Origin of the sequence: Rhizobium sp. BT04 (assembly GCF_030053135.1) — a bacterium.
GTDB lineage: Bacteria > Pseudomonadota > Alphaproteobacteria > Rhizobiales > Rhizobiaceae > Rhizobium > Rhizobium binxianense.
In genome coordinates, this window is the sequence record NZ_CP125652.1 from 900,581 (window position 1) to 914,744 (window position 14,164).

A 14,164-nucleotide genomic window follows, 5' to 3' on the forward strand; every position below is an offset into this window, starting at 1 on the left:
GTTCGACGCCGACGCGCCAATATACAGAAGCAAACTGCAATTTCCATGCTCGCAGGACAGCAATAATGCCGCGCACCCTTGATATCCAGATGAATTCCTTTCCGATTGCCGGGACCTTCACCATCTCGCGCGGCGCAAAGACCGAGGCCGAAGTAATCACCTGTATGCTCATCGAAAACGGTGCGCGGGGGCTCGGAGAATGCGTGCCCTACCGCCGTTATGGCGAGACCATGGAGAGCGTTTTCGCCCAGATCGAGGCGACGCGTCCGCTTGTTGAAGCCGGCATCTCGCGCCACGACCTGCTCTCGGCAATGCCGCCGGGCGCTGCCCGCAACGCCGTCGACTGCGCCCTCTGGGACCTGGAAGCGAAACGAACGGGTGAAAGCGTCGCGGCTCGTCTCGGCTTTGCCAAATTGAGGCCGCTCACCACCGCCTACACCATCTCGCTCGGCGAACCGGAGGTAATGGCCGCCCAGGCGCGCGAACATGCCGGCCGCGCGCTGCTCAAGGTCAAGGTCGGAACCGGCGACGATGAAAGCCGTATCCGCGCCGTCCGAGCCGCGGCGCCCGATGCCGCCATCATCCTCGATGCCAATGAAGGCTGGCCGGAAGCGGTGCTGGAACGCCATCTCCACATCGCCGCGCAAGCCGGTGTAACCCTCGTCGAGCAGCCGCTGCCGGCCGGCCGCGATGGAATGCTCGCCGAAATCCGCCGGCCGCTGCTGGTCTGCGCCGACGAAAGCGTCCACCATACCGGCGATCTCGCAAGCCTTGCCGACCGGTACGACGCGATCAACATCAAGCTCGACAAGACGGGTGGGCTGACGGAGGCGCTGGTGATGAAGGCCGAGGCCGAACGGCTCGGGTTCAGCATTATGATCGGCTGCATGGTCGGCACCTCGCTCGCCATGGCGCCCGCCGTGCTGCTCGCCCAGAATGCCGATTTCGTCGATCTCGATGGCCCGCTGCTGCTGGCCCGCGACCGAGAGCTCGGCCTGCGCTACGCCGCTTCCCTGGTCTTTCCGCCCGAAAGCGCGCTCTGGGGTTGAAGGTAGTAGGCCGAGATGACAAGACCGAGGCCGGAGAACGCCACCAGCGCCATGACGTAATAGCTGACGACGCCGAGCCAGGCATAGAGATAACCCGATGCCAGCGTCATCAGCGCCATCGCCATGCCGACATAGAAGAAATAGGCGCCTTGCGCCGAGGATTCCTGTGTCTCCTGCACCGTCGCCACGATCCGCCGCTGCACCCCGGTATGCACGAAGGCGTAGGTGAAGCCGTGGAAACATTGCAGCAGGAAGAAACCGGCAAAGCCGGTATTCATCGGAAACAGTATCCAGCGGCAGACGCTGACGGCGCAGCCGAAGCGGATCAGCGTCCAGGCGCTGAAGCGCCGGTTGAGGCGCTTCGACAGGAAGAATACCGTCACCTCCGAAGCGACGCCGGCGCTCCAGAGCAGGCCGACCTCAGTGCCGGAAAAGCCGAGATGGTGCCAGTAGATCGACGAAAACGCGTTGAGCACCGCATGGCTCGACTGCTGAATGGCGACGCCGATCAGCAGCAGCAACAGGTGCGGTTCCCGCAACCCGCTGCCGGTGGCGGCTGGAATATTGACCGGCTGGCCGCGGCGCCGCGTCGGCCCGATGCGCGGACAGAAGATCGCCATGACCACGGTCATGGCAAAGCCGAACAGCATGATATCAAGCACCATCTCGCCGCCCCACCGGCTGATCAGCTGGCCGCCGACCAGCGTCGAGACGATGAAGGCGATCGAGCCCCACACGCGCATCGACCCGTAATCGAGCCCCCAGCGGCGCACGCCCGAGATGACGATGGATTCGACGACCGGCAGATAGGGCGCGAAAGTGGCGCCCTGCAGCGCATAGACGATCGTCACCGGCCAGAAACTCGTCGTCCAGAAGAGCGCGATCGCCGTCAGCAGCGACAGGCCGCCCGACCAGAGCAGCACGTCGGCGCGCTCCTTCAAACGGTCGGCGATCATGGCGACGACAGGCGCCACCAGCACGCGAACCACCATCGGTATGGCAAGGATGATGCCGATCTCATGGTCGCTGAAGCTGTGGGTTGCGAGCCAGACGGGAAAGAACGGCAGAACGATGCCGTTGACGAGCAGCGGCGCGCAATAGGAAAGCGCGCTGAGCAGCCGGAAGCGCGGCGGCGCTCCCTCACCTGTCGGAGAATGTTGAACGGGAATCATGGGGGACCTGAAGGAAACTCGACGTTGTCCTAACACACCACCCTGGAGGCGACTATTGCGAGAAATAGCCGTCCTGTAACGTTTTAGAAAATAAATTGGGCGGTCGCCCCGACGGTAACGGCTAAATTCGCGAGAGCGCGGGCGATGCGCTGACGGCAAAATCAGGCGGTCAAAATCAAGCAGCCAAAATCAAGCAGCTTGGGGGGCCAGTTCGCCTTCGTTATGCATTTCCATGGCGGCAACCGCCGGCACGCCGCTGGCGAGCGCCCGCCAGGTGATCAGCTCGAAGGTGCCATCCTCATGCTCGGCGACTGCCGTGCAGCTTTCCACCCAATCGCCCGTATTGATGTAGCGGATGCCGTCCATGTCCTGGATTATGGCATGATGGATGTGTCCGCAGATCACGCCGTCGGCGCCGCTTTTGCGGGCCTCCTCCGCCACGACGCGCTCGAACTCGCCAATGAAGTTGACGGCATGCTTGACCTGGAGCTTCGCCCAGGCCGAGAACGACCAGTAGGGCATGCCGAGCCGGCGGCGCACGGCCGCCAGCAGGATGTTGATGCGGATCGCGGTATCGTAGGCCCAGTCGCCGAGATAGGCGAGCAGGCGGGCATTGCGGACGACGACGTCGAACTCGTCGCCGTGCAGGATCAGGTATTTCTTGCCGTCGGCGCCATCATGCATCATGCGTTCGACGACCTCGATGCCGCCGAAATGCATCCCCGGGAAGTCGCGCAGGAATTCGTCGTGATTGCCGGGAATATAGACCACACGCGTGCCCTTGCGCGCCTTGCGCAGCAGCTTCTGGACGACGTCGTTGCAGACCTGCGGCCAGTACCAGCTGCGCTTCAGCCGCCAACCGTCGACGATGTCGCCGACGAGCACGATCGTATCGGCCTCGTGGTGGCGCAGGAAATCCAAGAGGAAATCGGCCTTCGCGGCCTTCGAGCCGAGATGGACATCGGAAATGAAGAGCGTGCGGAAATGTCTGGGTTCCATCATGTCTATCATGAGCTACGGCTCATGCCCCATCTTTCATCTAGCCTTCCAAAACCAGACTCGTGTTTCAGGAAGATGACAAGCCGGGGAAAAGCCCCGCAAACTGTTCATCCCACGCGGACAGAATGCCCGTCGTCGCGCGGGCAGCATGCCCGTCGTCGCGCAGGCAGAATGCCTGTCGCCACGTGGGCAGAATACGTGTCGCCGTCCGGTGCGACGGCGATGTTGCCCTCCGCATCGAGCGCGTTCATGATGACGGCGATTCCATATCCGACCATGCGGGATGGCTGATGCGTCTCTTTCTCGTTCGCCACGGCGAATCCCTCGGCAACATCAACGAACAGGCCTATCGCCAATTCGGCGATCACAACGTGCCGCTGACGCAATGGGGCCATCGCCAGGCTGTAGAAGCCGGCGGCGCAATCGCCTCCTATTTGAAGGCGTTGCCGAGCGCGGATTTCGGCAGGCTGCAGATCTGGTACTCGCCGTTCCTCAGGACGCGGCAGAGCAAGGATGCCTTGCTCTCGGCCCTGCCGGAAAGCGTTGTCGGCGATGTCAGGGAGGATTATCTGCTGCGCGAGCAGGATTTCGGTCTCTTCACCGAAATCTATGACCACGCCGAACAGAAACAGAAATTTCCCGAGGAATTCGAAAAATGGGCGAGGCTGCGCAGCAACAGCGGCAAATTTTACGCACGTCCGCCGGATGGCGAGAGCCGGGCGGATGTGGCCCAGCGGGTGCGCCTGTTCCTGCAGACCGTCATGCACGACGCCGAAAATAGCGACCACAACGTCGTCATCGTCGGTCATGGCGTCACCAACCGGGCGGTCGAAATGAATTTTCTGCACCGCCCGGTCGAGTGGTTCGAGCGCTCCGACAACCCTGGGAATGCGGATATCACCCTGATCGAGGGGACGCGCTCGCAAGGATACGAGTCGATCCTGCTGCACCAGGCCGCCGACCGGCTGCCGGGACAGGAAGGTGAACTGCGCGATGCCTATGGCGCCGACGTGACGATCACGCCGAAGACTGGTGGATAGGTCTTCGGCGGGTTACGTCGATTGGTTCAAGCGCTGCGACAATCCCGGAAATGCCGACCACAAAACCTGTCGACCATGTCACCGGTCCATACTGTCCAATATGTAGCCGGTTCGGACCCGGATAGGCCCTCCCCACAAGGGGGAGGGATTTTGATGACCGCCGGGGTTCCCTATCGATCCCCTCAGGCGGCCCGCACGGCCGCCGTGGGTTTGACGTTCTGGTTCATCCGAAACAGATTGTTCGGATCGTAACGCCGTTTGATTTCGGCAAGGCGGCTGTAATTGGCGCCGTAAGCGCTTTCGACCCGATCGGTCTCGTCCTCCGGCATGAAGTTGATATAGGCAGTGCCGACGGAATGCGGTTTGGTTGCCTCGAACAGCTCCCGCGCCCAGTCGATGCAGCTTCCGTCCATCCCGGTCTCCCGCCAGCGCGCATGCACATTCATGACGAAATGCGAACTGCGCTGCGGAAACGCGGTAGCCTCGGTGGGCACGCGCCCGGCCGCACCACCGACATGGCCGATAAAGATCTCGCATTCCGGCCCCGGCAATTTGCGCACGGCGTTGAGCAGCACGTCGATTGCCGCATCCGAGAGGGAAGCGAAATCCTGGCTTTTCCAGTAATTGCGCGCACCTGGCGTCAGCAGCGGATCAAATGCCTGCTGCCAGCCGGTAAACGGCACCGGGCCGACGACGTCGGCAATCGGATTTCCGATCGCACGCAATCTGGCCGCAGCCTTCTCTCCCGCGGCAATGTCTCCGCAATAGCACATGGCAAGCACCAGGATCTCCTTGCCGTGCCATTCGGCCGGCAGGAAAGGCAGCGGCGGCGCCTGGCGCATCACCACCCAGCAGGTCAGTTCATCGGGTGCCGCTTCCAGCGCCTGCCGATATTCCCGGAGCACCTTTTCCGCATCGGCAAAGGGATGCACGACCAGCCCGGCCAGAACCTCTGGGTTGAGCGGGTTGAGCTTGAACTCGAAGGAGGTGACGACGCCGAAATTGCCGCCGCCGCCGCGCAACGCCCAGAAGAGGTCCGGCCTTTCCGTCTCGCTCGCCTTCACCAACTCGCCATCGGCCGTCACCACATCGACCGAAAGCAGATTGTCGAGCGTCAGCCCGAATTTGCGGGTCAGCCAGCCGAAACCGCCGCCGAGCGTCAGGCCGGCAATGCCGGTGGTGGAATTGATGCCGGTCGGCAACACCAGCCCGAAAGCCAGCGTTTCCTTGTCGACATCGGCAAGCGTTGCGCCCGGCTCGATCCTGGCGCGCTTGGTCTGCGGATCGACCCGCACCGATTTCATCGCCGACAGGTCGATGACGATACCGCCCTCGCAGACGGCGTTGCCGGCAATGCCGTGCCCGCCGCCGCGTACCGAAACGAGCAGATTGTTGTCGCGCGCAAACCGCACCGCCCGCACGACATCGGCAGCACCGGCGCAACGCGCGATAAGCCCGGGTCGGCGGTCGATCATCGCATTCCAGATCGCCCGCGCCTCGTTGTAATCCATATCTTTGCTGGTCAGGAGACTGCCGCGAAATCCGGCGGCAAAGGCATCGATGGCCACGTCATTGACCATCGTCTGACCCCTTTGCAGGGTCGTCAGGTTCAAATTGTCCATGATTTCCTCCATGCGACCGGCGCCCCGCACCGTCGCGGCGGCATCCTGCGCCCGTTGAGGTCGTCAAACAAGTTTCCCCAAAAGGATTAGCTCACTGCGGCTGCTGCTTGGCATGAAAGCCGAATGGCCATGGCGTGGATACCCCCTCTGCCCACCTCATGAAAACTTCGCCCTTCCCCCATTTCCATACTGTCCCCCGTACCCGATTGATGTATGGAGGAAACTCCAAAAAAGACGTGCACGGAGGCGGCGATGGATCACCCGGAAAAATCCAAGACGGAAAAGAATCTGACGAGCGGCGATCTCGACGAACAGGCGCTCTTCTTCCACCGCTATCCCCGCCCCGGCAAGCTGGAGATCCAGGCGACCAAGCCGCTCGGCAACCAGCGCGACCTGGCGCTCGCCTATTCGCCCGGCGTTGCCGCCCCCTGCCTCGCTATCCGCGACAATCCCGAGATGGCGGCAGAATATACCTCGCGCGCCAATCTCGTCGCCGTCATCTCCAACGGCACCGCCGTGCTCGGCCTCGGCAATATCGGCCCGCTGGCCTCCAAGCCTGTTATGGAGGGCAAGGCCGTGCTCTTCAAGAAATTCGCCGGCATCGACGTCTTCGATATCGAGATCGATGCGGCAAGCGTCGACCAGATGGTTTCGACCGTCGCCTCGCTGGAGCCGACCTTCGGCGGCATCAACCTCGAAGACATCAAGGCGCCGGAATGTTTCGAGGTCGAGCGCCGCCTGCGCGAAAAGATGAAGATCCCCGTCTTCCACGACGATCAGCACGGCACGGCGATCATCGTCGCCGCGGCGATCCTGAACGGGCTGGAACTTGCCGGCAAGAACATCGCCGACGTCAAGATCGTCGCCTCCGGCGCGGGTGCTGCCGCCCTCGCTTGCCTCAACCTGCTGGTGATTCTCGGGGCAAAACGCGAAAACATCTGGGTCCACGATCTCGAAGGCCTCGTCTATGAGGGTCGCACCGAACTGATGGACGAATGGAAATCCGTCTATGCCCAGAAGAGCGACACCCGCACGCTGGCTGAAAATATAGGCGGCGCCGACGTTTTCCTCGGCCTGTCGGCCGCCGGCGTGCTGAAACCGGAATTGCTGGCGCAGATGGCCGACAAGCCGCTGATCATGGCGCTCGCCAATCCGACGCCGGAGATCATGCCGGATCTCGCCCGTGCTGCCCGCCCTGACGCGATGATCTGCACCGGCCGTTCGGATTTCGCCAACCAGGTCAACAACGTCCTCTGCTTTCCCTATATCTTCCGCGGCGCGCTCGATTGCGGCGCCGAGACGATCAACGAGGAAATGAAGATGGCGGCCGTGCGCGCCATCGCCGCGCTTGCCCGCGAAGAACCCTCCGACGTCGCCGCCCGGGCCTATTCCGGCGAGACCCCGGTCTTCGGCCCTGACTATCTGATCCCTTCGCCCTTCGATCCTCGCCTTATCCTGCGCATCGCGCCCGCCGTCGCCAAGGCCGCCGAGCAGAGCGGCGTCGCGCGCCGCCCAATCCAGGATTTCGACGCCTATCTCGACCAGCTGAACCGCTTCGTCTTCCGCTCAGGCTTCGTCATGAAGCCGATCTTCACGGCAGCCAAGGCCGCCGAACGCAAGCGCGTCATCTTCTCGGAAGGAGAAGACGAACGCGTGCTGCGCGCCGCCCAGGTGCTGCTCGAAGAAGGTCTCGCCGACCCGATCCTCATCGGCCGTCCGCAGGTCATCGAAACGCGCCTCAAGCGCTACGGCCTGCGCATCCGCCCGCTGCAGGATTTCGAGGTGATCAACCCGGAAGACGATCCGCGCTTCCGCGAATATGTCGATCTCTATTTCTCCCTCGTCGGCCGTCGCGGCGTCATTCCGGAAGCGGCCCGCACCATCGTGCGCACCAACACCACCGTCATCGGCGCGCTGGCGTTGCGGCGCGGCGAGGCCGATGCGCTGATCTGCGGCCTGGAAGGCCGCTATGAAAAACATCTGCGCGATGTCCGCCAGATCATCGGCAAGCGCAAGGATGTCCGTGATTTCTCCGCACTCAGCCTGATGATCTCGCAGCGCGGCGCCACCTTCTTCACCGACACCTACGTCACCTTCAATCCGAGCGCCGAGGAAGTCGCCGAGTCGACGGTACTGGCGGCCGAGGAAATCCGCCGTTTCGGCATCACCCCGCGTGCTGCCCTCGTCTCGCATTCCAACTTCGGCTCGCGCGAATCCGAAAGCGCCACGAAGATGCGCAATGCCTTGCAGCTCGTGCGCGACGCCGCGCCCGATCTTGAGGTCGACGGCGAGATGCATGGCGAAAGCGCCATCACCGAGGCGCTGCGCAAACGCGTCATGCCGCACACGACGCTGCACGACGAGGCGAACCTGTTGGTCTTCCCGAACCTCGACGCCGCCAACATCACGCTCGGCGTCGTCAAGTCGATGACCGACGGCCTGCATGTCGGCCCGATCCTGCTCGGCGCCGCCCTGCCCGCCCACATCCTCGCCCCCTCGGTCACCTCCCGCGGCGTCGTCAACATGGCAGCCCTCGCTGTCGTCGAAGCATCGCAGCCGGCATAAGCAGGTTCCTCATCTTGTCATGCTCGGGCTTGTCCCGAGCATCTGCAACCGGTTGATATGCAACAGTTATCGGGCGCCCTGCATCGACAGGCGCCCTTTATCCGCAAGCGTATCCGCGCGTTCGTTGCCGGCAACGCCGGAATGACCCTTGCACCAGGCAACGGTCACCAGGGCGTTCCGGGATAGCTGACGATCGACTGACTTCCACAGTTCCGCATTGGCGATCGTTCGGCTCCGGGCATTCCCATTCGGGCTGCTTTTCTTCCAGCCGTTGTTCTTCCAGATATGTCGCCTGACATTGCAGCCTTTGACGGCATAGATGGAATCCGACCAGATGATGACGGCTTCGCCCGTTGCTTCACTATTGATCCACAGGACTGCCTTAAGCACGGCGATCAATTCCATTGAATTATTGGCGGAATCTTCGACGCCACCAAATCCGCACGCGATTTCCACGGCATCGCGATAAGCGACAAAAGCCCAGCCCCCCTGCCCGGAACCGGGTTCGTAGCAACCGTCAACGAAGAGGTGGAGGCCGCGTTGGGCTTCCGATATTCCGACTGTTGTCGCGGGGACGTGAAGCTCGTTGGAAATGCTCGTCATGTTCTCCGCTCTTTTCGCCTTCGCTGCGCCAGCGCGATTTGCGACTGCCTGCCCGCCCCGAAGCGGACATTCGAATTGTACCTCATCCGTTGTGTCAACCATTGACGATGGTGGCGGCAACAGTGCCTATTGCCGACAGGGAACTGTGGGGCAACGTGGATCATGGACAATCCGTCAAGCAGTGCCGGTAAGCGCGCAGTAACCGTTCGTCGTATTCTCAAGGTCAATCATGCCGGCGAGTTCGGCGCAATTCGTATCTACAGGGCACAGATCTGGATGGCCCGCCGGCTGTTTCCTGACATCGTGCCGGCGCTTTGTGACATGCGGAACGACGAAATCGAGCATTGCCGCCTGTTTCGCGACGCAATGCCTTCAAGGCATGCCAAGCCATGCCGCGTCATGGCATTCTGGAGCCTCGGAGGGTATCTGCTCGGTTTCCTGACAGCCCTCGGTGGGCGCAACATGGTCTGGATCTGTACCGAGGCGGTTGAAAGCACGGTTCACCGTCATCTGGAAGATCAATTGGCATCCCTGGACACCCGCGATCCACAGTTGCATGGCCTTATTGCCTCGATTCAGGAAGAGGAATTGGCTCACCTTAGCGAAGCCGAGAAAAATCAGACACGGCACGGCGTCAGCTATGCGCTGCTTCTGCCCATCGTCGCCGCGCTCACCGATCTGATGATCTGGCTCTCTACATGGGGAGACTCAAGCTGGATGCGCGCCGAAATGGCGCGCTCCAGGCAGATCTAGCGGGAAGCTGTCCCGACCTCCCCTTACGGAAGATTGCCCGCGTCTGCTGGATAAGATCACGAAAATGCGCTAGGATTTTCTCCAAGCTTATTAAGAGAAACACGTTAAGAGACAACGTGCGGCGATCGAGGCCGCATTCGATCATCTACCGTTTGTTCATTCCGGGACGAGCCGTGAAACGCCGAAACCTGTCTCTTGCCCTCCTCCTTGCCTTCGCGACGCCTGCCGCCGCGCAGACGAGTGCTGTCTGCGAGGACCTGCGCGGCCGCCTCGCCGACCTGCCGCGAACGATCGGCAATAGCAACGGCCGGGAAGCGCGCCAATATGCCAGCGCCATGGCCGAGCAGAACCTCGAGCTGCGCAAGGTCCGCTCCGAGCTGCGCAGCAATGGTTGCACCTCGGGCAGCATGGTCGTGATCGGCGGCGAGAATGACGATTATTGCGCCGAGCTGTCGCAGGCCGAAGCCCGCATGATCGACAATATCGGTTATCTCCAGGACCGCCGCAACGAGCTGGCCGGCCAGAACGGCGATGATGGCGAGCGCCGCGAACTGATTGCCGCTCTCGACAGCAATGGCTGCAACAGCGAAAACTTCTATCCCCCGGCCGACCGCAGCGCCGCCGACCCCGCCCCGAGTGTCGAGGAGCAGGCGATGCGCACCGATACCTTCATTCCGCTCGGCGGCGGTGAAGAGGTCGATCCGCGTTACGGCCTGCCGCGAGCCGAGATGCTCTCGCCGGTCAGCACCATGTGCGTGCGCAGCTGCGACGGCGGCTTCTTCCCGATCAGCTCGAACGCCACTTCGGTCGATTTCGGCCGCGACGCTGAGACTTGCGCCAAGATGTGCCCGGGGATCGAGACGGAACTGTTTTATCGTGACGTGACGAGCACCGAAGCCTCGAACATGATCTCGGTCGCAACCGGCACGCCCTACAGCGCCATGAAGAACGCCTTTGCCTACAAGAACCGCACGCCCGGCGAAAAGTCCTCCTGCGCCTGCAATCTCACCGCCTATTACGACGAGATGCGCGGCAAGCAAGCCTTGAGCGAACCGCCGCAACAGGGCTCGATCACATCAATCCGTACCAATCCGCCGGCGAAGGATGCTGCCGCTGCCGCGCCGCAGCCATCCGTTCCCGATCGTCCCTATGACCCCACGCAGAACAAGGTCCGCCAGGTCGGCCCGCAATTCCTCGCCGGAGATCAGGGCTCGATCGACCTCGCCAATCCGGCATCGCCGGGCCCGCAGCCGCAACAGCAGTGATTGGCGGAGCCGGGTTTGAGGCGACGCTGTTCAGCGCTCCCGCCGTCCCCAACCGTCGTGAAACACGAGCTCCTCGAGCGGCAGCCGCTGCCGCCAGCCTTTGACGGAGAGTTCCGGCTCGTCGTAGAGCTTGTCGACGAAACCGGCGCAGAGCCAGGCGACTACCTCGACATGCTCGGGTATGCCGAGAATGCTCTTCAGGTCACCCTCGCGAAAGATACTGACCCAGCCGATACCGATCCCTTCGGCGCGGGCCGCAAGCCAGAGATTCTGTATGGCGCAGACTGTGGAATAGCTATCCATCCTGGGATTGTGCGTGCGCCCCAGCACCACGCTGCCGCTGCGGGTGGGATCGCAGGTTACGCATATGCCGAGCGGCGCCTCGACGATGCCTTCGAGCTTGAGGGAACGGTAGACCTGCCGCCGCTCGCCCTCAAACATCAAAGCCGCTTCCTCGTTGGCCTTCGAAAAAGCATCCTGGATGCGCGCTCGCACGGTTGGACTTTTCACCAGAATGAAATTCCACGGCTGCATGAAGCCGACAGAGGGCGCATGATGAGCAGCCGTCAGCAGCCGCTCCACGACATGGTCGGGCAAGGGATCGGGCAGGAACTGACTGCGCACGTCACGCCGCGTCATGATCGCGTGATAAACGGCCTCGCGTTCGGCCAGCGAAAAACCGGACGCCGCCAAAAGGGCATCCTCATCAAAGGGTCGCATCGTCAAATCCCCAACAACGCAACCGCCCGCCGTCCGCGCGGGTTGGGTCTATCTTGCCAGGCCGGTCTTCTGACTTGGCGTCATCCGTCTGCCGCAGCCTTCCCGGCAAAAGCCAGTGGCGTAGTGATGCGGCAAGCGTCGGCCTTACAGCGTTGGGCACGTTCCGGTCTTGCACCGGATTCCCGATTCTCCCGCCTCATCGGCGGGCACCTGACAGCGCATGTATTTCAGGAAAGTGCGGTGGCGGCAAGCCGCGAGCAGGCGGCGCCGGCACGCGGTCGAGAGGACGGCGCGGCATCCGCCGCGATTCCTCATCCTGAGGTGCCCCGTAGGGGCCTCGAAGGACACGCCGCAGCGCCGCTTCTTTCGTCGTTCACTATTTCGCGTCCACGCCGGTGCACCCGCCTCGCCCTTCGAGGCTCCGGCCTTTGGCCTGCGCACCTCAGGATGAGGCTCTCTTGGGCGTTGGTGCACCCGGCTAAGATGACCGTGCGGCTGCCTGGTTTTGTTGCTTGCCCTTGAAGCGTCTGTCTCCAACGCACCGCCCGCCCCGCGTCGGTTTGAAGCGGCTCGGCAAACCCCTTCATCGATAGTTTCTATGGCCCTATCGCCACCGAAGGCGTATGGACGATATAGTCCCTCGCAGCATCCCGGTTGCCGTGCCCCGCCTGACGCCCATGATCCTCGCGGTCGCCCTGTTCATGGAACAGATGGATTCGACCGTGATCGCCACCAGCCTGCCGGCGATCGCAGCCGATATCGGCACCTCGCCGATCGCGCTGAAGCTGGCCGTCACTAGCTATCTCGTGGCGCTGGCGATCTTCATTCCGATCAGCGGCTGGATGTCCGATCGTTTCGGCGCACGCAATGTCTTCCGCCTGGCGATCTTCGTCTTCATGATCGGCTCGATTGCCTGCGCCTTTTCCCATTCGATCGCGGCCTTCGTCGTCTCACGGCTGATCCAGGGCGCCGACGGCTCGATGATGACGCCGGTCAGCCGCCTGCTTTTGGTCCGGGGAACGCCGCGCCACGAACTCGTCGATGCCATGGCCTGGCTCACCATTCCGGCACTGATCGGCCCGATCATGGGGCCGCCGATCGGCGGCTTCCTCACCACCTATCTCACCTGGCACTGGATCTTCTGGATCAACGTCCCGATCGGCGTGCTCGGCATCATCCTCGTCACGCGCTTCCTGCCGGCGGTCGAGCCGCGCAGTCCGCGGCCGATGGATTTTCCCGGCTTCTTCCTCTGCGGCTTCGGCTTTTCCGGCTTCGTCTTCGGCCTGTCGGTCATCAGCCTGCCGGCCGTGCCCGTCGTCTACGGCTACATCACTGTGGCGATCGGCGTCCTTGCCGGCCTCCTCTATCTCCTGCATGCCGGCCGCGCGCCCTATCCGCTTCTCGATCCGAAAATGTTCCGCTATCCCCTGTTCCGGGCGGCGATCCTTGGCGCTTCGAACTTCCGTATGGGGCTCGGCGCCCTGCCCTTCCTAATGCCGCTGATGCTGCAGCTCGGCTTCGGCCTGACGCCACTGCAATCGGGCTCGGTCACCTTCGTCAGCGCGCTCGGCTCGATGGGATCGAAATTCGCGGCTTCACGCACCTTCAATGCCTTCGGCTTCCGCACCGTGATCTCGATCACCACCTTGCTGGCGGCGATCTTCCTCGGCATCAACGGCCTGTTCACCGCCGAAACGCCGCTGTTCCTGATCATGGCCTGCCTGCTGATCGGCGGCCTGTTCCGCTCCATGGCTTTCTCGGGCGTCAACGCCATGGCCTTCGGCGATATCGACAATGCCGACAGCAGCCAGGCGACCGCGATCAATGCCGTTGCCCAGCGCATCTCCATGGCGATGGGTGTGGCGATTGCCGGCGGCATCCTCGAAATTTCCAGCAGCTTCCATGGCGGCAGGCTGCTGGTTTTGGATTTCCACATCGCCTTCTTCAGCGTCTCGGCAATTTCGGCGCTGGCCTGCATCACCTTCCTGCGCCTGCCGCGCGATGCCGGCGCAGAACTGACGACGCGCCGCCGCAAACACCGGCAGGCCGAGCCCGAAGAGGCGATCGCGGAAAACAGCTGATCGAGGCAGATCTCCAGTGGGCGTGATAGCGAAATAACACGCGTGTGCTCCGGCATCCCTTCTACTTTATGATTTCAGCGCCTTGCAGAAAGGCGACTAGGCCTTTCCCGGGCCGCTGCCGAGCAGAGCGCCTCGTTCGACGCCGAACGGGCTCGCAACGCACTGTTGACGGAGGAGGCGAGCAAGTTCCCAAGATCCTTCGGCGCCGGCAAGGACATGGTCTTCGTCGATGAGATCGAAAAGGACGAATCGACCTAGACGCTGCAGTCGCAGGCAAGCGTCGCAATAGCGGATG

At 62.6% G+C, this 14,164-nt stretch carries 11 protein-coding genes and 1 riboswitch; of the genes, 6 read left to right on the forward strand and 5 right to left on the reverse strand.

Translation table 11 applies throughout. From position 1 onward, the window contains the following. Window positions 1–65 precede the first annotated feature (65 nt). Window positions 66–1,049: an N-acetyl-D-Glu racemase DgcA gene (gene dgcA, locus QMO82_RS12975; protein ID WP_183607136.1), complete on the forward strand. Its 984-nt coding sequence runs from the start codon at window positions 66–68 to the stop codon at window positions 1,047–1,049. Here dgcA and QMO82_RS12980 read toward each other — a convergent pair. Then, the gene (locus QMO82_RS12980; RefSeq protein WP_183607135.1) at window positions 1,001–2,221 is read right to left on the reverse strand and encodes an MFS transporter; all 1,221 of its coding nucleotides are present in this window, start codon (window positions 2,219–2,221) and stop codon (window positions 1,001–1,003) included. The genes dgcA and QMO82_RS12980 overlap by 49 nt on opposite strands. A gap of 189 nt (window positions 2,222–2,410) precedes the next feature. Further along, window positions 2,411–3,223 carry a UDP-2,3-diacylglucosamine diphosphatase gene (locus tag QMO82_RS12985; RefSeq protein ID WP_183607693.1) on the reverse strand — a complete coding sequence of 271 codons (813 nt, stop codon included), beginning with the start codon at window positions 3,221–3,223 and terminating at the stop codon, window positions 2,411–2,413. Between the two features lie 287 nt (window positions 3,224–3,510). Here QMO82_RS12985 and QMO82_RS12990 point away from each other — a divergent pair, with 287 nt between their 5' ends. Then, on the forward strand, window positions 3,511–4,260 hold the full coding sequence (locus tag QMO82_RS12990) for a histidine phosphatase family protein (protein WP_183607134.1): 750 nt from the start codon (window positions 3,511–3,513) through the stop codon (window positions 4,258–4,260). 182 nt (window positions 4,261–4,442) lie between these two features. Here QMO82_RS12990 and QMO82_RS12995 read toward each other — a convergent pair whose 3' ends face one another. Next, window positions 4,443–5,882, reverse strand: a complete 1,440-nt coding sequence (locus tag QMO82_RS12995; protein ID WP_183607133.1) for an FAD-binding oxidoreductase — start codon at window positions 5,880–5,882, stop codon at window positions 4,443–4,445. 252 nt (window positions 5,883–6,134) lie between these two features. On the opposite strand from QMO82_RS12995, the gene QMO82_RS13000 reads away from it, so the two are divergent. Then, on the forward strand, window positions 6,135–8,447 hold the full coding sequence (locus tag QMO82_RS13000; protein WP_183607132.1) for an NADP-dependent malic enzyme: 2,313 nt from the start codon (window positions 6,135–6,137) through the stop codon (window positions 8,445–8,447). Window positions 8,448–8,513: 66 nt separating this feature from the next. Here the strand turns inward: QMO82_RS13000 and QMO82_RS13005 are convergent, their stop codons facing one another. Continuing rightward, the gene (locus QMO82_RS13005; RefSeq protein ID WP_183607131.1) at window positions 8,514–9,050 is read right to left on the reverse strand and encodes a ribonuclease H; all 537 of its coding nucleotides are present in this window, start codon (window positions 9,048–9,050) and stop codon (window positions 8,514–8,516) included. Between the two features lie 162 nt (window positions 9,051–9,212). Between QMO82_RS13005 and QMO82_RS13010 the strand changes: the two genes are divergently transcribed. Continuing rightward, window positions 9,213–9,803 (forward strand): demethoxyubiquinone hydroxylase family protein, encoded by a 591-nt coding sequence (locus tag QMO82_RS13010; RefSeq protein ID WP_183607130.1) that lies wholly within the window; start codon window positions 9,213–9,215, stop codon window positions 9,801–9,803. 173 nt (window positions 9,804–9,976) lie between these two features. Next, window positions 9,977–11,068, forward strand: coding sequence for a DUF2865 domain-containing protein (locus QMO82_RS13015; protein WP_183607129.1), 1,092 nt, complete (start codon window positions 9,977–9,979; stop codon window positions 11,066–11,068). A 30-nt stretch (window positions 11,069–11,098) separates the two neighbouring features. On the opposite strand, the gene bluB is transcribed toward QMO82_RS13015, so the two are convergent. Beyond that, entirely contained in the window at window positions 11,099–11,788 is a 690-nt protein-coding gene (bluB, locus tag QMO82_RS13020; RefSeq protein WP_183607128.1) for a 5,6-dimethylbenzimidazole synthase, read from the reverse strand. Between the two features lie 41 nt (window positions 11,789–11,829). Next, a riboswitch (cobalamin riboswitch) is annotated at window positions 11,830–12,017 on the reverse strand. Between the two features lie 448 nt (window positions 12,018–12,465). On the opposite strand from bluB, the gene QMO82_RS13025 reads away from it, so the two are divergent. Continuing rightward, on the forward strand, window positions 12,466–13,869 hold the full coding sequence (locus QMO82_RS13025; RefSeq protein WP_183607692.1) for an MFS transporter: 1,404 nt from the start codon (window positions 12,466–12,468) through the stop codon (window positions 13,867–13,869). Window positions 13,870–14,164: the final 295 nt, after the last annotated feature.

Excerpts from the sequence above, each read along its gene's own strand:
- bluB (WP_183607128.1), bottom strand. The coding sequence starts at position 11,788 with ATGCGACCCTTTGATGAGGATGCCCTTTTGGCGGCGTCCGGTTTTTCG.
- QMO82_RS12985 (WP_183607693.1), bottom strand. The coding sequence starts at position 3,223 with ATGATGGAACCCAGACATTTCCGCACGCTCTTCATTTCCGATGTCCAT.
- QMO82_RS12990 (WP_183607134.1), top strand. The coding sequence starts at position 3,511 with ATGCGTCTCTTTCTCGTTCGCCACGGCGAATCCCTCGGCAACATCAAC.
- QMO82_RS13000 (WP_183607132.1), top strand. The coding sequence starts at position 6,135 with ATGGATCACCCGGAAAAATCCAAGACGGAAAAGAATCTGACGAGCGGC.
- QMO82_RS13025 (WP_183607692.1), top strand. The coding sequence starts at position 12,466 with ATGATCCTCGCGGTCGCCCTGTTCATGGAACAGATGGATTCGACCGTG.
- dgcA (WP_183607136.1), top strand. The coding sequence starts at position 66 with ATGCCGCGCACCCTTGATATCCAGATGAATTCCTTTCCGATTGCCGGG.
- QMO82_RS13005 (WP_183607131.1), bottom strand. The coding sequence starts at position 9,050 with ATGACGAGCATTTCCAACGAGCTTCACGTCCCCGCGACAACAGTCGGA.
- QMO82_RS13010 (WP_183607130.1), top strand. The coding sequence starts at position 9,213 with ATGGACAATCCGTCAAGCAGTGCCGGTAAGCGCGCAGTAACCGTTCGT.
- QMO82_RS12995 (WP_183607133.1), bottom strand. The coding sequence starts at position 5,882 with ATGGACAATTTGAACCTGACGACCCTGCAAAGGGGTCAGACGATGGTC.
- QMO82_RS12980 (WP_183607135.1), bottom strand. The coding sequence starts at position 2,221 with ATGATTCCCGTTCAACATTCTCCGACAGGTGAGGGAGCGCCGCCGCGC.